Genomic DNA, 22,718 nt, shown 5'->3' with positions numbered 1-22,718 from the left:
GGCGAATAAGGTTCGCGGCATGAAACGCATTCGGCCGGCCCTGCGCACCTTCGGAACCTTCCTGCGCACTCCGACCCTCAGTCGCTCGATCATCGCCCTTCTGGCGCTGGCTATCTTGCTGCTGATGGCGGTTAATGCGGCCACTTTCGTCATGATCCAGCGGACGGCGACGTACAACGATACCGTGGATCACAGCCAGCAGGTGCGCCTGGCGGCCAAGGACATGTTGATGCTGCTGACCGACGCCGAGACGGGGCAGCGCGGCTTCATGCTGACGGCGCGGGCCGAATACCTGGGTGTCCATGACAATGCTGTGGCCAAGCTTCCAGACGTCATCGACCGGATGGAAACGCTGGTTGACGGCGACGAAGCCCAGGTCGGGCGGGTGGAGAAGGTGAAGGGGCTTTACCAAGAGCGCCTGGCGCTGATGAACAGCACGATCGAACTGACCCGAACGGGACGGATCGGCGAGGCGGTGTCTCTTATTCGAGGCGGGCAGGGCAAGGCCCAGATGGACGCCATACGGGTCGAACTGGCCGCCGTCGACGCCGTCGAGGCGCGTCGCCTGGCCGAGCGCACCCGCCAGTCCGAGCGGGCGCAGACGATCACCGTGGCGGTCAACGCCCTGGCGGCTGTGCTGGTCCTGCTTCTGGCGGGTATCAGCGTCTGGCTGGTGCGTCGCTACGTGGCCGAGATCGAAGAGGCGCATTTCGAGCTGGACCGCGTTAACGCCGGGCTGGAGAACGAAGTCCGCGACCGCACCGCCGAGCTGACCCGCGCCAATGAAGAGATTCAGCGTTTCGCCTATATCGTCAGCCATGACCTGCGTGCGCCCCTGGTCAACGTTATGGGCTACACCTCGGAATTGGAGCAGGTCAGCAAGACTTTGGACCATCAGTTGACGGCGCTCGAGACGACCCACCCCGAATTGGTGGATCCCGAGGCGCTACGCGCGGTCCGCGAAGACGCGCCCGAGGCGGTGGGTTTCATCCGCACCTCGACGGCCAAGATGGACCGGCTGATCAACGCCATCCTCAAGCTCTCGCGCGAGGGGCGGCGCGCTTTGCTGCCTGAGCGTTTGGACATGACCGGCATGGTCCGCGCCATCGCCGATACGGTCAGCCATCAAGTGACGGAAACGGGTGGTGAGATCACCATCGGAGCTCTTCCGACGATGGAGAATGATCGTCTGTCGATCGAGCAGATATTCGGCAATCTGATCGATAATGCGGTCAAGTATCAGCAGGCGGACCGTCCCATCCGTATCCAGGTGAGCGGTCAGGACGAGCCGGACGGCTGGGTGTCATACGCCGTGCGGGACAACGGTCGAGGCGTCTCGCCCAAGGACCATGCGCGAATCTTCGAACTGTTCCGGCGCTCGGGCAAGCAGGACAAGCCGGGCGAAGGCTTGGGCCTGGCCTTCGTGCGCAACATCGTCCGTCGCATGGGCGGTTCCATCGACGTCGAGTCCCAGTTGGGAGAAGGCTCGACTTTTCACATTAAATTTCCGAAACGTCTGATTATGCTGAGTGAGCATCAAGGAGACCGCCTGTGAGTCATTCGGTGAAGATCGTCATGGTCGAAGACGACCATGGCCATGCCAAACTCATCGAAAAGAACATCCGGCGCGCGAACATCGCCAACGACATCGTCCACTTCGACCATGGCGACGCGGCGCTGGATTACCTGTTCAGCGACGAAGTGCGCCGCAGCGGGCCTTTGCTGATCCTGCTGGATCTGAATTTGCCGGACATGTCAGGGACCGAGATTCTGGAGCGGGTGAAGGCGGACGAACGCCTGCGACGCGCCCCTGTCGTCGTCCTGACCACGACCGACGACAAGGTCGAGATTCAGCGATGCTACGACCTAGGCTGCAATGTCTACATCACCAAGCCCGTGGACTATGAGGCCTTCGCCGGCGCGATCCGCCAACTGGGTCTGTTCCTTTCAGTCATGCAAGCGCCCGAGATCTGAAGCGTGAATCAGGTCGGGGCCGCCATCCGTCTTTTGTATATCGATGACGACCGCGGTCTTTCGCGGCTGGTCCAGAAGGAATTGGAGCGTCACGGCTATCTGGTGACCTGTGCGCCGGACGCTGACGCGGGCTATGAGGCGTTGAAGGCGGACGTGTTCGATGTCTGCGCCCTGGATCACTACATGCCGGGACGCGAGGGGCTGGATGTTCTGCCCGACATCCTGGCTCTGCCGGAACCGCCGCCGGTGGTTTACGTCACGGGGGCCCAGGACGGGCGCATCGCCGTGGCGGCCCTGCGCGCAGGCGCGGCCGACTATGTCATCAAGGACGTTTCCGAGGACTTCACGGCCCTGTTGCGCTCAGCGGTCGAAGACGCCCTGCTGCGCCGTCGTCTGGAGCGTGAGAAGGAAGAGGCTCTGGAGGAGGTGCGGCAGGCGCGCGACCGGGCTGAGGCCCTGCTGCGCGAGGTGAACCATCGCGTCGGCAACTCGCTGCAACTGGTGTCCAGCTTCATCTCCCTGCAACTGCGGCAACTGGCTGACGAGGGCGCGCGGGACGCCCTACGAGAGGCGCAGGTGCGTATCGAGGCGGTGGCCCACGTCCATCGTCGCCTCTACACCTCGGCGGACGTCGAGCGGGTGCAGATGGACGAATACCTGGCCGGGCTGGTCGAGGAACTGGGCAAGTCCATCGGCCCTGACGACGGCGGGCCTCGACTGGCTTTGCGCGCCGAACCCTTGCACGTGACGACCGACCAGGCCGTCTCGCTGGGGGTCATCGTTACGGAGCTGGTCACCAACGCCGTCAAATACGCCTATGAGCCGGGCGCGGCGGGCGAGATTCGCGTGCTGCTTGAACGCCTGCAGGATGGGCGTCGCGCCCAGCTGACGGTCGAGGATGACGGGCCGGGGCTGGGCGACGGCCTACCCAAGGGCACGGGCCTCGGCTCCAAGATCATCTCGGCCATGGCGGGAGGGCTGCGTTCAACGATCGAGGTGGACCCTGTTCACCACGGCGTGCGTGCGCGCCTGGCGTTTGATCTCTAGATCATCGTTTCTTCGTCATTTCGGGCTTTCGCGGGTCGAACGACAGGCGCTAGTCTTCCTTGATGAAGCTTCAGTTCGGCACGGCCCGTCCGGGTCTTGATTACACCCATCGTCCCGCCGTCTTCGGTATCGCCGAGCGTGACGGCCGCCTGGCCTGTGTTCGCGTGGATAGAGGCGACGGCGCGGCCTATTTCGACCTGCCCGGCGGCGCCGTGGACGGCGAGGAAAGCGAACAACAGGCCCTGATCCGAGAATTCGGCGAAGAGACGGGCCTGATCGTCGAGCCGGTCGATCGTCTGGTCGAGGCGGCTCAGTTCTTCCACAAGTCGGACGGCGCGCCGGTCAACAACGTCAGCGGCGTCTGGACGGTGCGAGTGACAGGCACTGACGAGACGCTAAAGCAGGAGGCGGATCACGCCCTGGTCTGGGTGGAGCCGCTCCAGGCCCTGTCCAGCCTGCGGCATGAGGCGCACAGCTGGGCGATCGCTCGATGGCTTCGCGATCATGGCGCTCCCATTACGGAACCTGGCTGATCGAAAAGGGTTGTTTTCCTGAGGGACGCCGTCCCGGCGTTCCCTGGCAGGGAGCTCCTAATGCCCGACAAAGATCGTATTGAAGGCGCCGCCAGAAACATCGGCGGCAAGCTCAAGGAAGCAGCCGGCAAGCTGACTGGCGACGAAAAATTGAAAGCTGAAGGCCGAGCCGATCAGGTCGCCGGCAAGGTCCAAAACGCTGTCGGTGGCGTGAAGGACGCGCTGAAGGGCGACCGGGGCTAGAGCGTCTGGGCAGGCGTCGCCGCTGTGCGGCGCCTGCTACTCGCCTGATGCAAGAATTTACAATTTGTTTGAAGTAAGTGCCGTAATATTTGGTCTCTGGTTACTACGTTTGAGTTTGTCGGTTTAAGAAACGAAGGTTTTCAATCGTCATCCGTAAGACGTTCATGGGGCCTGTGATGTCCGATAGAGTGTCTGATACGAAAGCCGGGCCAATGGCCGTTGTTCAGGAAACGACGACGGCGCTGCCGCGCCCTTATCGTCGGTTGTATTTGCCGATCCCCGCCAAGTTCGCACTGGCCCTGACGCTGGCGATTGCCTGGACCGCGCTTAGCGTCTGGCTGTCACAGCGGTGGCTGGCCGATCTGGCCAACGTCAGCAGTTGGATATTCGCCCTCATCGCCATCGGCTTCATCGCCTATGTGCCGGGATTCATGAACGCCTTTCTGCTCGGCACGCTCTTGTTCGACCGCAGGCCGCCGCGTATCCGGCCGACGTCCTATCCGCCGGTCAGCGTTCTTGTCGCGGCATACAATGAAGCATCCGGGATCCGCGACACGCTCGCTAGCCTGGCGGCTCAGACCTATCCCGGCTCTTATGAGGTGCTGGTCCTCAACGACGGTTCGACCGACAATACGGTCGCGATCGCGCGCGCGGCCATTATCGAACTTGGCTTTCCGCCAAACGCTGACGTGCGCCTGATCGACTATACGGTCAATGCAGGCAAGGCGGCGGTACTCAACCGCGGCCTGAAGGAGGCCCGGCACGATCTGATCGTCACCATCGACGGCGATTCCTGGGTGCGCGACGACGGCCTGGTCCAGATCGTCGAGCGATTGCTGACCGATCCGCCTTCAACCCAGGCCATTGCGGGCGCCGTCATGGTCCGCAACTCACGCCACAACTTCCTCACCCGCTCGCAGGAATGGGACTATTTTCACGGCATCGCCGCTGTGAAGCGAATGCAATCCATGTATCACGGCACCTTGGTGGCCCAGGGCGCCTTCTCCCCGAATAGGGAATGTAGGGCGGGTAGGTGAGCAAGAACCTCTTGGTTTTCAGATCGCTGATCGACAAGGAGCGCCCGTTCTAAATGTCGTGCCACCCAAGGTGCCACTTTGCGACAAGTTCGGGAAAATCCTTGAACGACAACGTTCTAACTGTAGCACAAAACGTACTGCAGTGCGAACTGCAGCTATTCGATCACCGGCATGCCCTTGAAGATCGCCGGCGACGGCGGCGGGCCGTCGGTCCAGTGCCAGGTCTCGCGGGTGCGCATGAGCTCCTGCGTGACCTGGGCCGGGACGGCTGGGATGTCGACCGGCGTCGGGGCGTAGGTGCCCGACGGCGCCAGGTTCAACCGGAAGCGGTGCGGGAAGCCCCCGAAACGCACTTCAATCACCATGTCGCGAACCATGCCGTCAGGGATGACGATCTGTTCCGCCAGGATCGCGCCGCCATGCGCCGTGCCGGGGTCGATGGTCGTCGTCTCCAGCATCGTTCGTCCCAGAGTGGAGATAGTCTGGCGCAACCGTCGCTGGATATGATCGTGCGACGCCTGCAGCTGCCCGGAGGCGCTGCGGTAGGCGATGTCGTGGCGGCGTGGGTGGTCCTCCATCTCCTGAAGAGTGAGGAAATATTCCACGGCCGCGTCGGCCCAGGCCAGGTTCATCTCACGCTGGGCGGTCGTGCGCGCACTGTGGCGCAGATAGTCGAAGTCCTGGACGCTGTAGGGCTGCCCATCCAGATAGAGGCGCACGTCCTCTGAACCGATGTTGATCGGGTAACCTGAGGTGTTGAAGGCGGCGATCGAGAAGAAGAATTTCTGCGTGTCGTTATAGCGGATCGGCAGCAGCATGATCGCGCCGGACGGCCCATTCGACACCATCAGGGCGTTGCCGCGCGAGAAGCGGACACCCACGCCGTGATCGGCGGTGGGGATCATCCGCACCTCCGGCGGCGGAGTAGAGGCGCAGCCGGTCAGCAGAGCGCTAGCGCTTGTCAGGATAAGCAACCTTCTCATCGGCGTTTCGCTCCTACGGCACCCAGGATGCCGATGAGCAGACCGATGATCGCGCCTATCGGTCCGGCGACGAAAAAGCCGACCGCGCCGAACATCACACCCGCCAGACACCCCATAATCGCCCCTCTGGAATAATAGGACATAGATGTCCTAGAGAGGTTACCGCTCCGCTAACACCATCGCGCTGATGGAATGGGAGAAGATCGTCGGCGCAAATATCAGGCGTCTCCGCAAGGAGCGCGGCTTGAGCCAGGAGGCGTTAGCGGGTGAAGCGGGTCTGGCGATGCGTCATCTCGGGCGCATAGAGCGAGGCGAGGGCAACCCGACAGTGGCAATTCTAGGCAAGTTGGCTGAAGTGCTTGGCGTCCATCCCACAGAATTTTACGCAGTCCGCTAATCGGAGCGAACGGGACGAGCGTTTACCGTGTCTATCAGCGGTGCCCGTAGATGCGCCGGCAAACTGTTGCAGGCGCTCGCTCGCTCGGGACCCAGAACTTCGATCACCCTAGCCTGCCAATGAGTTGGCACCCGCATTCTGGCCCTCTGGAGCGCCAAAAACAGGGCATCGGCCAAGGGGCCGACATTCCCGCCTTCGTCTGGTAGCGTAGCGAATAGCAGCTCAGTGCTGGACCGAAGTTCGAGTGCAGAAAAGCGACGCTTTGCGATCGCAGTCGCTTTGCGTTCGTCAATCAGGGCGATTGCCCCAAGGCGCACGGCTACGACCAAGGTCGCAGCCTCGCCATCGTCCAAGGTTTCTGCCGTGCCGCCTGCAACTAGGCTAAGATACGGCTCTTCGTCTGCGGTTTCCATCTCCACAACTCGAATTAGCCCGGACTGGATCAGCGGCTGGATATGCTCCAGCACCCCATGCCCATTGGCGCTGCCGCGCTGAAGTTCCCTGAGCACCACATCAACGATAGCGAATGACGCACCGAGCGCAGCGAGGATTTCCGGGCATCGGCCCGTAGCGGCGAGGTTGATCCAAACGCTCGCATCAGCGACATGTATTGGGGGCTCAGCGCCGGATGCGGGGAAGCCCATCGGCCGCCTCCTCATCTGCCTCATAGGCGTCTATCAACTCACGCGCTTGTACCCGGTCGATCTTGAGCAGACTGACCACTTGACCCTCGGAGAGCAGGCCACGCTTCCACGCCTCGGCCGCTAGGAGTTGAAGGCGGAGCGACACCGACCGCTCCCCATCTTCGCCGCGCGGATCGAATGCTGGGTTTTCGCCCAGGACCTGCCGCGCCTGGTCGTTAGTAATGCCGCCGGTCCGTTCGAACCAATCCCAAGTTCCGTTCGGCACGAGGTCCAATTCTTCGAGCCGCCGCACCAAAGCTTCACGTGATACACCGAAGCCATGGGCAAGCACGATCACGTGGCGGCGCGTCAGATTTGTCGCCCCCGCTGTCGTGTCCCGGAACATCGACTTGACCGTTCGCGCAGGCGTTAGGAACGCCCGCGCGAAGGCATTGGCGTAGCGCTCTTCGCGAGTCTGTTCAGGCGAGCCCTCATAAAGGCTGTCCGGCGCGTTTCGGGTAGAGATGTAGTGACCGAGTTCATGGGCGGCGGTTTGCGCTCGCCGTTCTTTCGGATGTAGGGCGTTTAGCAGGACGCATGGACCAGCGTCGTTGTCGTAAGCATAGAGACCAGAAATCTTGGCCTCAAGCCTGCGGACGAACACACGAGCTCCAAGCTGAAGTTCGAGAATTGAAACCATGTCATGGACGGGCGCATCTCCTATGCCCAGCCACTGGCGTAGTTCGAATGCATCTTCTTCGGCTTGGGCGAGGACGTTACCGGGCAGAATGGGGCGCTCCGGAGGCTCGGATCGACCCCGAACCACTCCAAGCAAATCTTCAAGTTCCACCTCGGCCTTGACCAAGTCGGTCAACAAGGCGGAAGCCATCTCAACAGCTGAGCCGCCGTCTTGGGTTCGACGAAAGCGGGGACGCAGGTCTACCTTGGCTGACTCCCGGCGCAACAACGCGTTCACTGTCGTGCCGTAAAGGCCAGCGAGAGTCTGCAATTCTTCTAGACGCGGCCGGCGGCCGCCCTGTTCGATCGCCACTAGGGTCGTGCGAGCCGCAGAGATGGCTTCGGCCGCTTGGGCCTGGGTGATCTTCGCCGCGTCTCTCGCCAGACGCAGGCGCTCCCCCAGGGCGATTGGATCGATGGCGGCAGGAGTCTCCATCACGCGACCACGCTGGCGGCATACCGCGCAACAAAAGATTGATTGCCTTGAGCGATCACGAAGCGACGCCATTCCTCAGCGTGGCGATCCAGCAGAGCTCGGGTCTGGGCCAGCACAGAGCCTTCATCTTCACCAAGCGCGTCTGCAGTGAGGCGTACGACGCGATGGAATGCACTGGTCTGCGCTGAAGGTGCAGCCAGTGACGCTAGATGGTCCATATGTAGCACGCCTGCGATACCATACTCTCTCAGAGCGCGCGTATGTCCTTGGAATGCGGCGGCAGCGCCAGTGTCAAATTCAGTGACAGTCAGATTTTCCCACACGTACCTGTCCGCAGGCTCATCAATCTCCGCAGCGAACATGCTCACACGTCGCAGCATGCACGCCGCGCAAATTCCGCATTGGCGGCGTGAGCCGTCTACGGAAGCTTGCTGCGAACTCTGCCAGCAACTGCGCGTCCGCGTGACGAAATCCGGGGGCGTCGGTAATGCCTTCGCGGCGGCCATGGTCTCACCCTTGGTGTACCAGAGACGCGGATACTCATACCGAATTTCATGCCCAGTGAGCGCCAAGAACAGGCTTTCCATTTTCCGGCTAAAGGCGGGATGGACGCGATAGTCGGGGTACGCATGACCGGATCGAACAAGCACCGGTCCCAAGACCCCTTGCCCGCTTTCGGTGACGATGATCCGTTGAACTCCCGACATCGCTGCGGCGATCGCGGTCACGACCGCGAATTTGAAGCCCCTAGATCGAGCGGACGATTCCGCGTTGTTTGGCACGGAGACTTTGTAGGGCACTCGTGCAAAGGGTTTGCGGTCCTTGTCCAGCACTGCCTTGTCGACGCCGCCTGACCCTAGGCGCACCCGGACAAGTTCGCTGTTGGTCGCGTGTGCCGTGAGGGCATGGACCGCAAGAGAATCTAGGCCTTCGCTGTAGGGCATAATGAGCGCGCAATAAGGCGGAAGCGGCAGTGGAAGCGTCACGGGCGCGGGTTCGTCCCTTAGTCTAGCTTCGAAGCAGAACCGCCAGACATCACCTGTCAGGAATGACACGGTCTCTTCCAGAAGTGCCTTCGCCTCCGGTGCGGACCAGACTTCGGGTTCGTGCACTGCGACCCGGACGTCAAACGCGCGCGACCACCCCCAACCTGGACGTCGTTTAAAGCGGTCACAGAATTCGACCGCCGCCGCGACAACTAGGAGATCGTAGAGGCGGCGATCAAACCGCGCGAAGAAGAATGAGGTGAGCCCGCGGGTATCAAGGCAAAGACTTTGCCCTAGCAGAGCGGGCGTCGCGCCGTCACGGAGCGGCGCATCTGCTTCGACCGCATCGATTAAAAGCGGTGCTTCGTTTGCGCGATAGGAGGCGAAACCCGTCATGCGAGGGCGGGTCCATCTTCGAGGCCGGACCGATCCACGGCCTTCGGCAAGGCACGCTTCATAACCCCGGTAACTAGGCCGGTTGCGACATCACGCACCCGGTCACTCGCCTGCTTGAGCGCAGCGGTGACTCGTTGCTCGACATGAGCGGCTCGTTCTAGCGGCGATCGGCGCAGGTAGTGCTCCACAAGAGATCGGGTCACTGCTTCCCCACGCTCCTCAAAGACAGCCTCGGCTCCGCTTTGGAAAGCTTCAGCTCCGCGTTGGCCGTTACGTAGGGCGTCGCCGACCGCTTCTACCAAGTCGATCTCCATAACCGAGGCCGCCTGCGAACGCAGCGCCGCCACCTGTTGGGGCGTGTCGTCGATCAGTTGCGGCTGTTCGGACGTGAGAATCCGACGCAGGCTTCTGAGCAGGCCTTCGCTGATCTCGCCTTTTGCGTCCGCAGCTAGTGCGGCCGGAATTCTCTCAACCACTTCCTCCAGTGCATGGGCACGTCCGTCTGCGATCTCGCAGACTTTCTTCCAGGCCCGCCTCAACGGCAGGCTACGATGAGGACCGTCGCTCATGGTCTTACCTCCATGCCAGGAAGGTTGCCGCACGATTCTGACATTGTCAATAAAAATACCGACGATTTCTGACATAACGAAATTTAGGCCGTCGCTGCGTGCTCACGCATGGCGCGATTGGACAATGAATCTTTAGAGCACGAGCTGTCCTGCAACCGCCCCGCTCAGAATGAGAATCGGTGTCCAGCGCGGTTTGATCCGCACGGCGGCGATCAGTGCGGCGATGAAGATCAAACCTGCGATCCACCACGTCGGCGCCGACTGGGCTGTGGTCCAGGCCAGTTGAAGCGAAGTGGCGGCGATGACGCCGACGACGGCGGCCGCCACGCCTGCCAGGAGGCGGTGCAAGGCCGGGTTCTCGACCACGGCCTCCAGGTGATTGAACAGCACCATCGAGAAGGCGAAGGCGGGCAGGAAAATTCCGGCAGTCAGCGCCAGCGCGCCGGCCCAGCCGCCGACCACATAGCCCGTGAAGGTGCCGAAAATCACCAGAGGCGCCGGCAGGACGCCGGCCAGCGCCACGCCATCTAGGAAGACGCCGTCCGGCAACCAGCCGCGTCCGACAGTGTCGGCGCGCACGTAGGGGATGGCGGTATAGGCGCCGCCGAACGTCAGCAGCCCGCCCTTCAACCCGGCGATGAATAGAGCGGCGAGTTGAGGCGACGGCTCAGCCGAGATCGCGATCGCAGGCGGGGCGACCTCCAGATAGACGCCGAACAGGATGGCGATGAAGACGGCGGCGACGGCAATGGCGACGCCTGCCCAGGGACGTTGCTCCAGGGCGTAGATCAGGCCGCAAGCCACAAGCGGTATCCAGAAGGGCGCATGGAGGAGAGAGGCGACGAAGGCCCCGATCGCTAGCGCCCACAGCAGACGGTCCTCTAGGACGTGGGAGCCGATCCGATGCACGGCGCGGATGATGATGGCGACCACGACGATCTGAACGCCCAAAAGCAGGCCGGTCAGGCCCGATTGTCCGACGATGAAGCGTTCATAGAGCCAGGCCGCCGCCAGCATCAGCACGAAGCCGGGCAGCATGAAGCCGAGGCCTGCGAGCAGGCCGCCGATCCGTCCCCGCGCCATCATGCCCATATGGACGCACAACTCGTGGGCCTCTGGCCCAGGAAGCGCCTGCATCACCGCCAGAAGGCGGTTGAAGCGCGGACTGGAAATCCATCGCTCTTCATCGACGAGGGTGCGGCGGATCATGGCGATCTGGGCGACGGGGCCGCCAAACGCCAGGAAACCGAACCGCAGGAATTTGAGAAACAGCGCCGCCAGCGAAAGGCGGGGCGGACCGAGGGTGTCTGGCGACGTAGTCATGGACTTGCCTCACGGGTCGCGCGGACGACGACGTGCGTTTGACGCATCGCACCAGCAGGGCAGCCGCGACTGCCTGCCCGCCCATCATAGCGTTACCGGAGGCGGATTGGCAGGGCGACGTCCTGCCGGTTGGAAGCTGACGTCACAGGTACTTGGTGATTTCCCGGAACTCGGCCATCGCCTGCTTCGCCTCGACAGGGTCGCCGTCAGCGGCATGGGCCAAGCAGTGGTCGATGTGGTCGTGAATCAAGGTCTTCTTCGCCGCCGCGACCGCCTTCTCGATGGCGTGAAGCTGTTGGGCCAGATCAACGCAGGCCCTCTTATCCTCCATCATCTGGATGACGGTCCGCATGTGACCCTCGGCGCGCTTCAGGCGCTTGATGACTTCGGGATGCGACGCATGAGAGATGTGTGCCATGCAATTTGACCTATCCCCCTGGTGGGGATACGTCAAACGCGAAAACGCCGCATCGAAAGGCCCGTGATGTTCTCTCCCCTCAGGAACGCCGCCTATCGTCACCTGTTCATCGCCCAGGTGGCGGCCCTGCTCGGAACCGGCATGGCGACCGTGGCCCTGGGCCTGCTGGCGCATGACCTGGCGGGCGCCAGCGCGGGTGAAATCCTCGGCGTGGCCCTGGCGATCAAGATGATCGCCTATGTCGGGGTGGCGCCTTTCGCCAGCGCCCTGGCGTCTCGACTGCCGCGCAAGACCCTGCTGGTTTCGCTGGACGTGGTGCGCGCTGGCGTTGCGGCTTCGCTGCCCTTCGTCAACGAGGCCTGGCAGGTCTACGGACTTATGACGGTGCTCTACGTCGCCTCGGCCGCCTTCACCCCGGCTTTCCAGGCCATGATCCCCGACCTGCTGGAGGACGAGGGCGAGTACACTAAGGCCCTGTCCTTGTCCCGACTGGCGGCCGATCTGGAAAGCGTCGCCAGCCCCGTGCTGGCGGCGGTGCTATTGGCCTTCATCAGCTATCACAACCTCTTCGTCGGGACCGCGCTGGGCTTCATCCTGTCAGCGGGCTTCGTCGTGACGGCGGTCCTGCCCAAGCTGTCGGCGTCGCAGAGCCTGCCGTTCCTGCGTCGTCTGACCGGAGGCGTGAAGCTGTTCGCCCTGACGCCACGCCTGCGCGGCCTGCTGGCGGTTAGCCTGGCGACGGCGGCGGGCGGCGCCATGGTCTTCGTCAACACTGTCGTCCTGGTGCAGTCGAACTTCGGCCTGTCGCAGCAGGCGACCGCCTGGGCCTTGGCGGCATTCGGAGGCGGGTCGATGACGGCCGCCTTCCTGCTTCCCAAGACGCTGGAGCGGGTGACGGATCGCAGCGCCATGGTGTCGGGCGCCGTCCTGATGACCGCCGTGCTCATCGCCGGTGCGCTGTTCGCCCGCAGCTATCCGGTGCTGATCGGTCTGTGGATCGTCATGGGCTTTGGCTACTCGCTGACCATCACGCCTGCGGGCCGCGCCCTGCGGCGGTCCTCGTCGGCGGCGGAACGGCCGGCCCTGTTTGCGGCCCAGTTCGCCCTGTCGCACGCCTGTTGGTTGATCGCCTATCCGGTCGCGGGGCTGGTGTCGGCCGAAGCTGATCCTCAGATGGCCTTCGTCGTTCTGGCGGGACTGTGCGGCCTCGGCACCCTTCTGGCGCTCTTCGTCTGGCCTGCGCACGATCCGCTGAACCTGCTGCACGACCACCACGACATGGAGCCGGATCACGCGCACCTGAGCGAGGGAATGCGCCCCGATGCGGAAGGCGTAGCACACGCCCACCCTGTCGTGATTGATGACAATCACCGCCGGTGGCCCAAGAATCGCGTGTGACGCCGTAAAGAAATCAGGGCGCGCCGTGCAACGGCGCGCCCTGTCTATAGGTGTCGGGATTTACGTCAGACGACGCGCTTGATCTCGGTATAGGCGCCAATGGTTTTAAGGGTGATGGTTACGGGCTGACCGGTGCGGTTGCGCCAGAACCAGCCATGGCTACCGGTAAAGGCCGCCGTCAGAACGCCTTCCTCCCTTTGGGAGGAGCCCTTGCCGTAGCCGTGGTAGGAGACGCCTGGTCGGTCTGCGTGGGTGTCGAAGTTGATCTTGCCGCCGCTGCTGGTCCAAGTGAAGCGCGCTGTCGCGCCTTCTTCCATGACCAGCTTGATCTCGGCACCTTGATCAGGCTGCAGCGTCAGGACGGTTTCGTCCGTGCGGCCGACGCTGGGCGTGGCCGTCGGGGCGGCGGCTGGAACGGTGGCGGCTGGCGCAACGGGGCTCGGCGACGCCGCCACAGGGACAGCATCTACAGCGGCCGCGTCAGCTGCGGCGTCGGCTTCGGCCTCCTTGGCGAGTTGCTGCTTGATGCGGCCCATTTCGGTGAGACCGAAGACCGAACCGATGCGGGTGGGGTCGACGCCGTATTCGGCGGGGAGAACGACGGTGACCAGGAGCACGGAGGCTACAGCGGCGGCGATGCCGGTCGACTTCAACAGTTGGCCCGTGGTCGGCAGGTCGGCTTTGGAGGGGCGGTTTGCGTTGTACATGAGGGTGTCTCCGATCACATGACGAAGAAGCCGACGAGCTGATAGCCCGTCAGAATGAAGCCGAGCGTCATCAGCACGACGTTGGTGAGGTAGGCGTGTTTCCAGAAGCCGTTCGTGCGGCGCCAGAAGCCCATCAGGATGAGGATGCCGCCCAGGGCGAGCAGTTGGCCGATCTCGACGCCGATGTTGAAGGCCACGAGGTTCCACAGCAGGCCGTCGGGCGATAGTTGGAAGTCCTGCAGCTTGGTGGCGAGACCGAAGCCGTGGAACAGGCCGAAGATCATCGTGGCCGCCTTGGTGGAGGGCTGGAAGCCGAACCACCTCTGATAGGCGCCCATGTTGTCCAGGGCCTTGTAGACGACCGACAGGCCGATGATGGCGTCGACCAGATAGCTGGAGACGCTGATGTTCATCAGCACCCCGAGCAGCAGGGTCGACGAGTGGCCGATGGCGAACAGCGTCACATAGATGCCGATGTCCTTCATCCGGTAGAGGAAGAAGATCACGCCGAACAGGAACAGCAGGTGGTCGTAGCCCGTGACCATGTGCTTGGCCCCCAGATAGACGAAGGGCCAGAACAGGAAGCCTGAGGTCTCCTGGATGTAGCCCTTGTCGCCTGCGGCGACGCCGTGGGCGAGGACCTGGCTGAGCAGGCCTTCAAGGAAGAGGAAGCCGACCACCAGGACCGCCAGGGTCCAGGGTGATCGAAGCCACGACAGTCGGTCGCGGCAGGGTGCGGAAGTCATGTGCATCCTTGCGATTGGAGTGAAGTGCGACGTCCGCCGTGGTCGGCGGGCGTCGGTGATGGGGTCGGCGCCGATGACCGGCCGCCCCGAAACGGGGCGGCCGACCGCTTCAGAGCGCCCGACGGCGGCGGAAGGGGAGATGGTCTAGCCAGGCGGGCCTGGGCCGATCGCCGGGGGCGTCCCGGCCGTGCACCAGGCTGTAGAGCGCCGGGAGCACGAGCAGGGTCAGGATCGTCGAGGAGACGATGCCGCCGATGACGACGGTGGCCAGCGGACGCTGGACCTCCGCGCCGGCGCCGACGTTCACCGCCATGGGGACGAAGCCGAGGCTGGCGACCAGGGCGGTCATCAGCACCGGGCGCAGGCGCGTCAGCGCCCCCTCCCGGATGGCCTGGCCCACGGGCTTGCCCTCTTCGATCAGGCCCCGGATGAAGCTGACCATGACGACGCCGTTCAGCACGGCCACGCCCGACAGGGCGATGAAGCCGACGCCGGCCGAGATCGACAGGGGCAGGCCCCGCAGCGCCAGCGCCGCCACCCCGCCGGTTAGCGCCAGGGGCACGCCGGAGAAGACGATGGCGCTGTCCCGCCAGGAGCGGAACAGGGCGAACAGCAGGCCGAGGATCAGCAGCAGGACCGCAGGAACGACCAACTGCAACCGCTTGGCAGCCGAGATCAGCTGCTCGAAGGTGCCGCCATAGGAAATCCAGTAGCCGGCTGGCAGATCGACTTCCTGTTCGACGCGCTCGCGCACTTCGCCGATGAAGGAGCCGAGGTCGCGGTTCCGCACGTTGGCGGTCACGACGATGCGGCGCTTGCCGTCTTCGCGACTGATCTGGTTCGGGCCAGTCTCCAGCGCGATCGTCGCGATCTCGCTGAGCGGCACGAAGCCGCGCGGCTGACCGTCTGCGCCCGGAAGCGGCACCTGGATGCGGCCGATGGCGTCGGTGTTGCGCCGCAGGTCTTCCGGCAGGCGCACGACGATGTCGAAGCGTCGGTCGCCTTCGAAGATTTGCCCGGCCGTGGCCCCGCCCATGGAGGCGGAGATCACCGACTGGACGTCGTCGATGCTTAGGCCCAGGCGCGCGATGGCGTCCCGGTTCGGCGTGATCTGCAGCATGGGCAGGCCGGTGACCTGCTCGGACTGCGGATCGGCGGCGCCGGGTACGGCGCCGACGATCTCTTCGATCTGGGACCCGAGCGCCACGAGTTGATCCAGGTCGTCGCCATGGACCTTGATGGCGACATCGGCCCGGACGCCGGACAGCAGTTCGTTGAACCGCATCTGGATGGGCTGGGTGAACTCGTACTTGCTGCCTGGCACCGCGTTCACCGCTTCTTCCATCTCGCGAACGAGCTGGAGTTTCGGCTTGCGGGGATCAGGCCAGTCCTTGCGGTCCTTCAGCAGGATGAAGGTGTCCGCGACCGAGGGCGGCACAGGGTCGGTGGCGACCGCCCCCGTGCCGATTTTGGCCACGACGCGTTCGACCTCCGGGAACTTCGCCAGACGGGCTTCGAGCGCAGTCTGCATCTCGACGGCCTGGGTCAGGCTGGTGCCTGGAATGCGCAAGGCGTGCATGGCGATGTCGCCTTCGTCCAGGTTCGGCACGAACTCCGAACCCATGCGCGAGGCGATCAGGGCCGCGCCCACGACGAGGGCCACGGCCACGGCGACCATGGCGACGCGCGTCCTCAAGGCGAAGTCGAGCGCCGGCTGATAGCCGGTGCGCGCCCAGCGCATCAGGAAGCTGTCCTTCTCCTGCACCTTGCCGGTGACGAACATCGCCACCGCCGCCGGCACGAAGGTCAGGGACAGCACCAGGGCGGCGGTCAGGGCGATGACCACGGTGATGGCCATGGGGTGGAAGGTTTTGCCCTCGACCCCGTCCAGGGCGAAGATCGGCACATAGACCAGGGTGATGATCAGGACGCCGAACAGGGACGGCCGGATCACTTCGCTGGAGGCGCGCGCCGCCAGGGAGAAGCGCTCGTCACGGGTCAGCAGGCGCCCCTGCTGATGTTGCGCCTCGGCGAAGCGCCGCAGGCAGTTCTCGACGATGATGACGGCGCCGTCGACGATCAGACCGAAGTCCAGAGCGCCCAGGCTCATCAGATTGCCCGACACGCCGGTGCGCACCATGCCGGTGATGGTCATCATCATGGTGATCGGGATGACCGCCGCCGTGATCAGGGCGGCGCGGAAGTTCCCCAGAAGCAGGAACAGCACCACGATCACGAGCAGGGCGCCCTCAAGCAGGTTCTTCTCGACCGTCTTGATGGCCCGCTCGACCAGGTCGGTGCGGTCATAGACGGGCGAGGCGATCACGCCGTCCGGCAGGGCCTTGGCGGCTTCCTCCAGTCGCGCCGCCGCCGCCTGGGCGACGACGCGGCTGTTTTCACCGGCCAGCATCAGGACGGTCGCCAGGACCGTCTCCTTGCCGTTCTCCGTCGCCGCGCCGGTGCGAAGCTGTTCGCCCAGGCCGACTTCGGCGACCTCGGCGATCCGGATGGGAACGCCGCCGCGCGTGGTGATGACGATGTTGGACAGGTCCTGCGCCGTCGAGGCCTGACCCGGCACGCGGATCAGCCACTGCTCGCCATAGCGCTCGACGTAGCCGGCGCCGACGTTGGCGTTGTTGCGCTCCAGCGCCGAAACGACTTCGTCCATGGTGACGCCGAAGGCGGCGAGCCGTTCAGGACGGGGCGTGACGTGGTATTGGCGCTCGAAGCCGCCGATGGTGTTGACCTCGGTGACGCCGGGCGTGTTGCGCATCTGCGGACGGATGACCCAGTCCTGCAGGGTGCGAAGATCCTCGGGCGAGTAAGGCGCGCCGTCGGCCTTGCGGGCGCCGGGCTTGGCCTCGATCGTGTACATGAAGATTTCGCCCAGGCCCGTGGCGATCGGCCCCAGTTCGGGCGACAGGCCGGACGGAAGCTGGCCGCGCGCGGTCTGAAGCCGCTCGTTGACCAGTTGCCGCGCCCGGTAGATGTCGGTCCCGTCCTCGAACACGACCGTCACCTGGCTCAGGCCGTAGCGCGAGACGGATCGGGTATAGGACAGGCCCGGCACGCCGGCGACGGCGGTCTCGACCGGGAAGGTGATGCGCTGTTCGGCCTCAAGCGGCGAATAGCCGGGCGCCTCCGTATTGATCTGAATCTGGACGTTGGTGATGTCGGGCGTGGCGTCGATCGGCAGCTTCTGGAAACTCCAGACGCCGATGATGACCGCCACGAGGACGAGCGCCAGCACGACCCAGCGATGCCGGATCGACAGGCTGATGATGCGTTCAAGCATGGTGACGCATCCCCCTAGTGGTCGTGGCTCGCGCCGGACTTCTCGATGTCCGCGCGAATGAGGAAGGCGCCGTCGACGACATAGGTCGTGCCGGGCTCGATGCCGCCCAGGACCTCGGTCCACTCTTCGGTGCGACGGCCCAGGTCGAGCATGCGCACCTCATAGGTGTCGCCGACTTTGGCGTAGACCACAGTGAAGTCGCGGAACGGCTGCAGCGCCTTGGTGCGCACCGCCAGCGGAACCTCGCCCTGGCCGACCTGGACCAGTCCCGAAACCCCGAGACCCGGCCGCCAGACGCCGCCCTGGTAGGGCAGTTCGACATGGGCGACGAGGGTCTGGCTGAGCACATCGTCGGCCGGCAGGATCGCCTCGATGACGCCGCTGGCCGTGTGCTCGCCCGCCTGGCTCTTGATCTCGATCCTTTGACCGACGCGAACGCGTTCGGCGTCGCGCGGATAGAGGAAGAACTCGGCGTGAAGCCGGGTCGGGTCGCCGATCGTCAGCATGGGGGCGCCGCCGCCGGTGATGGAGCCGGGGTTGACGTTCTTGGCGGTGATCACGCCCGAGATGGGCGCGGTGACCGAATAGGTCTGGAGGCTTTCGCTCGACTCCACGCGGGCGACGACCTGCCCACGCGAGACGCGCTGGCCCAGTTCCACGGTCATCGACATCACCCGGCCCGGATAGCGGGCGTGAACCTCGGCCTGGCCCTCCGGCGTGATCTCGACGCGGCCGCTGAGCGGCAGGCTCTCGCCGAGAACGGCGGGGCCGGCCTGCTGGGTGGTGACGCCGCCGGCTTGGGCTGCGTCGGCGCTGATGACCGTCCGACCCTCATAGGACTGATAGGTCCAGGCCGAGCGCTTGCCCGCACGAACGGCGCTGACCGCCACATCGAACGAGTGGGGCTCGGACACGACGCCCGGACTGGCCAGGTAGTCGTTCGCAGGCGTGAAGGTGAAGCGATCCACCTTCGGCCCCAGGCGGCTCAGGGCGATGTTCGCCTGCACCTGCTTGGGGTCGAGCGGCTTGTCGTTCAGGTAGGGATAGAGGCGGAACAGGGGTTCCGGCCCTTCCTCGTAGATGGTCACCTCGATGGCGAAGTCGCCGTCGCGAAGCAGACGACCGTTGTGCGGTCCGCGTTCGTAGTCGGCGGCGGCCGCCGCCTCGCCTTCAGGTTTGGCGGCCTTGTCGCCGCCGCCGCAGGCGGCCAGCGTCAGGGCGACGGCGGCCAGGACGCAGCCGAGCGCAGTCGCGGAAGTGCGGGACGTCTTCATGGTTGGGTCTCCAGGCCGAGCAGGTCGGCGTGCGCGCCGGTCAGGCGGTCGAGCCGCGCGCGGTCGTTGTGGAAGGTCTGCAGCACCGCGACGCGACGGGCCTTGGCCTGCAGCAGGGCCGCATGGGCGCTCATCACGTCGTTGTAGGTGAAGCCGCCGCGCGCGAAGCCCTCGCGGACCAGGACAACGGCCCGTTCAGCCTGGGGCTGGGTTTCCTCGGCGATGCGCCGGGCTTCATTGGCGCGGGCCAGAAGCTGCACCTGAAGGCGGGCGATTTCCCGCTCGCGCTCCAGGCGCAGGGCGTTCTGATCGGCCTGGGCCGCCAGACCGTCAGCGCGGGCGCGGTCGATAGCGCCCTGGTTCCGGTCGTAGCGTTGCAGCGGTACGGACCCGCCAAAGACCAGAGCCACCTCATTGTCCCAGATGTGCCGTACGCCGACGCTGACCGTGGGATCGGGCACGGCGCGGGCCTGCTCCAGGCGAACCTGGGCGTCGGCGATGGCCTGGCGGGCGCGGAAGGCTTCAAGGTCCGCCTGGGCCACAGCGCCGGCGGCGACGCGAGCGGCGCTGGTGTCCTCGAAGTCGGAGGCCCCCATGCGGAAGTCGGCGGCGCCGTCCCAGAATTTGGCCAGGACGATGCGCGCGACGCGAACGGCGATCTCGGCCTGATCGAAATCGATCTGGGCCTGGGCCAGTTCGGCCTCGGCGCGCGCCCCCGCGAACAGGGGATCGCGGGCCGCGTTCACGCGACGCTGAACTTCCGTCTGGAAGCGTTCCGCGAGCGAAAGCCGCTCCCGTGCGATCTCCAGCTGGGCTTCTGCCGCCATGGCGTCGACCCAGGCGCGCTGCACAAGTTCGAGGCGATCCAGTTGCCCGATCTGGGCCTGGGCCGTGATCAGCAGGCCTTCGCTTTGCGCCAGGCCGGTGCGGGCGGATCGATCGCCTCCCCGTTCTAGCTTCTGCTCATACGTCAGGGTGGTTTCTGTTCGCCCCAGAATGTCGCCGCCGCCCAGGGTGGGCAAGTTTTCGACCATCAGACCCAAGGTCGGATTGGGGCGAAGGCCGGCCTGGCGAACGCCGGCCTCAACGCCGCGCAGGCGCGCGTCGAGGCCCGGTCGCGCCGGATCGGCGGCGGCGGCGCGCCGCAGCGCGCCTTCAAGGGTGAGCGCCCGGCCAGATGCGGCTTCAGCAGAAGCCGGCGACTGGGCAAGCACAATGGCGGGCGGCGACCATGCCGCAGCCAGGGCGAGCGCGAGGGCGGATACGGCCGCGCCTCGCCCTCGCCATCCGACAACGCCGGATTGGGAAGGTTTCAAGGGATGTCTCCAACAGGACGCGCACGGCCGCGAGGCCGCGCAGGATCAGCTTTTCAGGCGATCAAGCGTTCTGTCTGGGAGGTTGGAGCGGCGCGTCGAGAACGGCGCCGGGCGGCACGGCGTCGGGCGCCGGGCCAAGGTCGAGCGAGGTCACCACGCCCGCGCCGGTCGGATGGACAGGCGTCGCCAGGGCCACATGAATGTCGCCCCCGCTGTGATGGTGATGGCTGAGAGGGGATTTGCCGCTTTCATCGGCGACATCCATCGCCTGAGGGTTAGCCGAGCCATCGTCGTTCGTCGCCGCGTCATGGCTGTGACCGTGGTCATGGTCGTGAGCCAGATCGGCCGTGTCTTCATAGGAAACGCCAGGGAACTGAAGGCCGTGTTCGATCCTGTGCTGATTATTCTGCACGCCATGCATCTGCACCGCGACCATGACGGTCACGCCCAGGCAAACGCAAAGGAAACGGAACAAGCGTGGCAAATCGAAATTCCCCGATCGAATTTCGTTACGGGGAAACCGTCGACGATGCAACTGCGTGAGGGTCGCAGCAGTTTGGCCCTACTCGCCTTTATAATCGCGCCGTCGCTTCAGTGGCTCCTGGTCCGGAAAGCGTAGCTGCACTCCGGCTCCGAGCATTCCTGCAGGGATGAATACGACACCAGCGTCTTCCAAAGTTGCAACAAGCAACCGTGCATTTGCCGTTGTGACGGGCGCAGCGGCGTTGGTGCTTTCGGCCTTTCGAACGGTGTTCAGCGCCAGCCCCGTACGCTCAGCCAGATCGGACACGGACATATTCAAAAGCCCGCGCGCTGCGCGCAACTGCGCCCCAGTAACGACGGCGCCGGAGGGGCTTGTGTCGCGCTCAGAATTCATGATTGACCAATAGCACCATATTTGATAAATAGCACCAATACATGAATGGAGGTGCCTCTATGAATGACGTTAAACCGGATCAACCGACTTGTCCGCTCCATGGAAAGCCGAGCCAACGCCGAACCTGCCGAAGCTGCAATGCTGCCTACATGCGCGGCTACCTTAGCGTTGCGCGTAAAACTCGTCCCACATCCGCGCTTTTGACGCGAGCACGTCAGCGCGCTGTCCGTCAGGGCGTGCCCTATACGCTTCGGCGTCAGGACATCTCCATGCCGCGCCGTTGCCCCGTTCTTGGTCTGCCCTTGACCGTGGGTACGGCGAGGTCCGCCAGTTCCCCCTCTCTTGATCGGATCAATCCCGCCAAAGGCTATCAGCCTGGCAATGTCAGGGTCATCAGCGACCAGGCTAATCGCCTGAAAAGTAACCGCAGTCTTGAAGAGGTCGTCCGACTGAGCCAGCGAGGGGCGCCTGAACGACGCGCGCAATATGCTGCCGTTGCGGCCTACATGGAGCGGGAAGCGCTCTTGGCTGAGGTGAAGCGAAAGGCGGCTATTGACCCGTCTCCGAGCAGACCTTGGCAGGTGATTGCTGATTTCTTGGAGAACTGCTTTCGCGAATACATTCCGCGATAATCACGATTCAATGTAGATTTTGTTTACGATAATACTGAATTAACCAACAAATCGTCTAGTTTTTGCTATTTTTTCTTGACTAACGTTTTCGGTTAAGTTTTCGTAAATCTCACTATTAACTCGCACTGACCCACAGGAGATGTGCAACGAAGCAAGGAGAAGCCATGAAGAACGACGAACGTGATGCGCCTAGCCTGAGCCCGCTGGAGAACCGCTGGCTGACAGCCGAAGAAGCCGCCGCCTACATCGGTGTGAAGGTCGAGACGCTTTCGAAATGGCGCCTTCGCGGCCACGGCCCTCGCTACTCGGCCGCCTTGCGGCGCGATCCGCGCTATCGCCTGTCCGACCTCATGGAACACATGGCCGCTCAAATGGTGTCCAACACCCGCGAAGCGCGCACCGTTCGCATCTCCTATGCCGCTGACCACTCCCCGATGACGCTGCGGCGACCGACGCGCCCGTTGCGATCGGTGCAATCCACGGATCGTGGTTAGCCTCCCCGACGCGCGAACCCTTCACTCGACGGCTCCATCAATTTCACGCCGCCTCGCATACCTGAGAGGCGGCGTCCTCGTACCCCGCCGGCCTAAACATCAGCGCGCCGTCAGGCGCTGGCAGCGCGATCGGTGCTCGTGGATGTGGGGCTTTGGGGCCATATGAACGTTGCCCAAATTGAAGGGATGAGGCCTCACCAATTGTAGGACGCCGCATGTCAGAATCTCTGACACGCGGCGCCTGGGGCTGCCTCAAATGCATTGACAGTTTTTGTC

The 22,718-nt window shown here is 64.2% G+C and carries 24 protein-coding genes; 9 read left to right on the top strand and 15 right to left on the bottom strand.

The window, feature by feature from the left end:
* Positions 1–19: 19 nt before the first annotated feature.
* The 6 genes from EGK63_RS10950 (at position 20) to EGK63_RS10925 (ending at position 4,834) form a co-directional block, all read left to right on the top strand.
* On the top strand, positions 20–1,555 hold the full coding sequence (locus EGK63_RS10950; protein WP_125901485.1) for a CHASE3 domain-containing protein: 1,536 nt from the start codon (positions 20–22) through the stop codon (positions 1,553–1,555).
* On the top strand, positions 1,552–1,974 hold the full coding sequence (locus EGK63_RS10945; protein ID WP_243637659.1) for a response regulator: 423 nt from the start codon (positions 1,552–1,554) through the stop codon (positions 1,972–1,974). The genes EGK63_RS10950 and EGK63_RS10945 overlap by 4 nt, the downstream gene beginning before the upstream one ends.
* Positions 1,975–1,977: 3 nt before the next feature.
* The gene (locus EGK63_RS10940; RefSeq protein ID WP_125901484.1) at positions 1,978–3,021 is read left to right on the top strand and encodes a sensor histidine kinase; all 1,044 of its coding nucleotides are present in this window, start codon (positions 1,978–1,980) and stop codon (positions 3,019–3,021) included.
* A gap of 62 nt (positions 3,022–3,083) precedes the next feature.
* On the top strand, positions 3,084–3,554 hold the full coding sequence (locus tag EGK63_RS10935) for an NUDIX domain-containing protein (protein WP_125901483.1): 471 nt from the start codon (positions 3,084–3,086) through the stop codon (positions 3,552–3,554).
* A 60-nt stretch (positions 3,555–3,614) separates the two neighbouring features.
* Entirely contained in the window at positions 3,615–3,797 is a 183-nt protein-coding gene (locus EGK63_RS10930) for a CsbD family protein (protein WP_125901482.1), read from the top strand.
* Positions 3,798–4,009: 212 nt separating this feature from the next.
* Entirely contained in the window at positions 4,010–4,834 is an 825-nt protein-coding gene (locus tag EGK63_RS10925) for a glycosyltransferase family 2 protein (RefSeq protein WP_165906583.1), read from the top strand.
* Positions 4,835–4,989: 155 nt separating this feature from the next.
* Here EGK63_RS10925 and EGK63_RS10920 read toward each other — a convergent pair whose 3' ends face one another.
* Positions 4,990–5,739 carry a hypothetical protein gene (locus tag EGK63_RS10920; protein WP_125901480.1) on the bottom strand — a complete coding sequence of 250 codons (750 nt, stop codon included), beginning with the start codon at positions 5,737–5,739 and terminating at the stop codon, positions 4,990–4,992.
* 74 nt (positions 5,740–5,813) lie between these two features.
* Positions 5,814–5,960 (bottom strand): hypothetical protein, encoded by a 147-nt coding sequence (locus tag EGK63_RS16495; protein WP_165906582.1) that lies wholly within the window; start codon positions 5,958–5,960, stop codon positions 5,814–5,816.
* A gap of 44 nt (positions 5,961–6,004) precedes the next feature.
* Here EGK63_RS16495 and EGK63_RS10915 point away from each other — a divergent pair, with 44 nt between their 5' ends.
* Positions 6,005–6,214: a helix-turn-helix domain-containing protein gene (locus EGK63_RS10915; RefSeq protein WP_125901479.1), complete on the top strand. Its 210-nt coding sequence runs from the start codon at positions 6,005–6,007 to the stop codon at positions 6,212–6,214.
* Here EGK63_RS10915 and EGK63_RS10910 read toward each other — a convergent pair.
* The 6 genes from EGK63_RS10910 to EGK63_RS10885 all read right to left on the bottom strand — a co-directional run bounded on the left by EGK63_RS10910 (position 6,211) and on the right by EGK63_RS10885 (position 11,703).
* Positions 6,211–6,858: a hypothetical protein gene (locus EGK63_RS10910; RefSeq protein WP_125901478.1), complete on the bottom strand. Its 648-nt coding sequence runs from the start codon at positions 6,856–6,858 to the stop codon at positions 6,211–6,213. The genes EGK63_RS10915 and EGK63_RS10910 overlap by 4 nt on opposite strands.
* Entirely contained in the window at positions 6,833–8,011 is a 1,179-nt protein-coding gene (locus EGK63_RS10905; protein ID WP_125901477.1) for an ImmA/IrrE family metallo-endopeptidase, read from the bottom strand. The genes EGK63_RS10910 and EGK63_RS10905 overlap by 26 nt, the downstream gene beginning before the upstream one ends.
* A complete protein-coding gene (locus tag EGK63_RS10900; RefSeq protein ID WP_125901476.1) occupies positions 8,011–9,393 on the bottom strand; it encodes a 7-cyano-7-deazaguanine synthase in 1,383 nt (460 codons plus the stop codon). Before EGK63_RS10900 ends, EGK63_RS10905 begins: the two co-directional genes overlap by 1 nt.
* Entirely contained in the window at positions 9,390–9,962 is a 573-nt protein-coding gene (locus tag EGK63_RS10895) for a hypothetical protein (RefSeq protein WP_125901475.1), read from the bottom strand. Before EGK63_RS10895 ends, EGK63_RS10900 begins: the two co-directional genes overlap by 4 nt.
* Before the next feature lie 132 nt (positions 9,963–10,094).
* A complete protein-coding gene (chrA, locus tag EGK63_RS10890) occupies positions 10,095–11,285 on the bottom strand; it encodes a chromate efflux transporter (protein ID WP_125901474.1) in 1,191 nt (396 codons plus the stop codon).
* A gap of 142 nt (positions 11,286–11,427) precedes the next feature.
* Positions 11,428–11,703, bottom strand: a complete 276-nt coding sequence (locus tag EGK63_RS10885) for a metal-sensing transcriptional repressor (RefSeq protein WP_046653321.1) — start codon at positions 11,701–11,703, stop codon at positions 11,428–11,430.
* 66 nt (positions 11,704–11,769) lie between these two features.
* On the opposite strand from EGK63_RS10885, the gene EGK63_RS10880 reads away from it, so the two are divergent.
* Positions 11,770–13,101 carry an MFS transporter gene (locus EGK63_RS10880; RefSeq protein WP_125901563.1) on the top strand — a complete coding sequence of 444 codons (1,332 nt, stop codon included), beginning with the start codon at positions 11,770–11,772 and terminating at the stop codon, positions 13,099–13,101.
* Between the two features lie 65 nt (positions 13,102–13,166).
* Here the strand turns inward: EGK63_RS10880 and EGK63_RS10875 are convergent, their stop codons facing one another.
* The 7 genes from EGK63_RS10875 to EGK63_RS10845 all read right to left on the bottom strand — a co-directional run bounded on the left by EGK63_RS10875 (position 13,167) and on the right by EGK63_RS10845 (position 21,229).
* Positions 13,167–13,808, bottom strand: a complete 642-nt coding sequence (locus EGK63_RS10875; RefSeq protein ID WP_076224200.1) for a transmembrane anchor protein — start codon at positions 13,806–13,808, stop codon at positions 13,167–13,169.
* Positions 13,809–13,822: 14 nt separating this feature from the next.
* Positions 13,823–14,554 (bottom strand): HupE/UreJ family protein, encoded by a 732-nt coding sequence (locus EGK63_RS10870; protein ID WP_125901473.1) that lies wholly within the window; start codon positions 14,552–14,554, stop codon positions 13,823–13,825.
* A 109-nt stretch (positions 14,555–14,663) separates the two neighbouring features.
* The gene (locus EGK63_RS10865) at positions 14,664–17,849 is read right to left on the bottom strand and encodes an efflux RND transporter permease subunit (RefSeq protein ID WP_125901472.1); all 3,186 of its coding nucleotides are present in this window, start codon (positions 17,847–17,849) and stop codon (positions 14,664–14,666) included.
* 14 nt (positions 17,850–17,863) lie between these two features.
* On the bottom strand, positions 17,864–19,123 hold the full coding sequence (locus EGK63_RS10860; protein ID WP_125901471.1) for an efflux RND transporter periplasmic adaptor subunit: 1,260 nt from the start codon (positions 19,121–19,123) through the stop codon (positions 17,864–17,866).
* Positions 19,120–20,439 (bottom strand): TolC family protein, encoded by a 1,320-nt coding sequence (locus EGK63_RS10855; RefSeq protein ID WP_125901470.1) that lies wholly within the window; start codon positions 20,437–20,439, stop codon positions 19,120–19,122. The genes EGK63_RS10860 and EGK63_RS10855 overlap by 4 nt, the downstream gene beginning before the upstream one ends.
* Positions 20,440–20,500: 61 nt before the next feature.
* Complete coding sequence (locus EGK63_RS10850) at positions 20,501–20,875, bottom strand: hypothetical protein (RefSeq protein WP_243637658.1); 375 nt, start codon at positions 20,873–20,875, stop codon at positions 20,501–20,503.
* 126 nt (positions 20,876–21,001) lie between these two features.
* A complete protein-coding gene (locus tag EGK63_RS10845) occupies positions 21,002–21,229 on the bottom strand; it encodes a hypothetical protein (RefSeq protein ID WP_232464046.1) in 228 nt (75 codons plus the stop codon).
* 883 nt (positions 21,230–22,112) lie between these two features.
* Here EGK63_RS10845 and EGK63_RS10835 point away from each other — a divergent pair.
* Positions 22,113–22,442, top strand: coding sequence for a helix-turn-helix domain-containing protein (locus EGK63_RS10835; RefSeq protein WP_125901467.1), 330 nt, complete (start codon positions 22,113–22,115; stop codon positions 22,440–22,442).
* Positions 22,443–22,718: the final 276 nt, after the last annotated feature.

It is taken from the genome of Brevundimonas sp. 357 (genome assembly GCF_003938605.1).
In the GTDB taxonomy this organism is placed as follows: domain Bacteria; phylum Pseudomonadota; class Alphaproteobacteria; order Caulobacterales; family Caulobacteraceae; genus Brevundimonas.
This window is presented reverse-complemented; position numbering and strand designations above follow the sequence as displayed.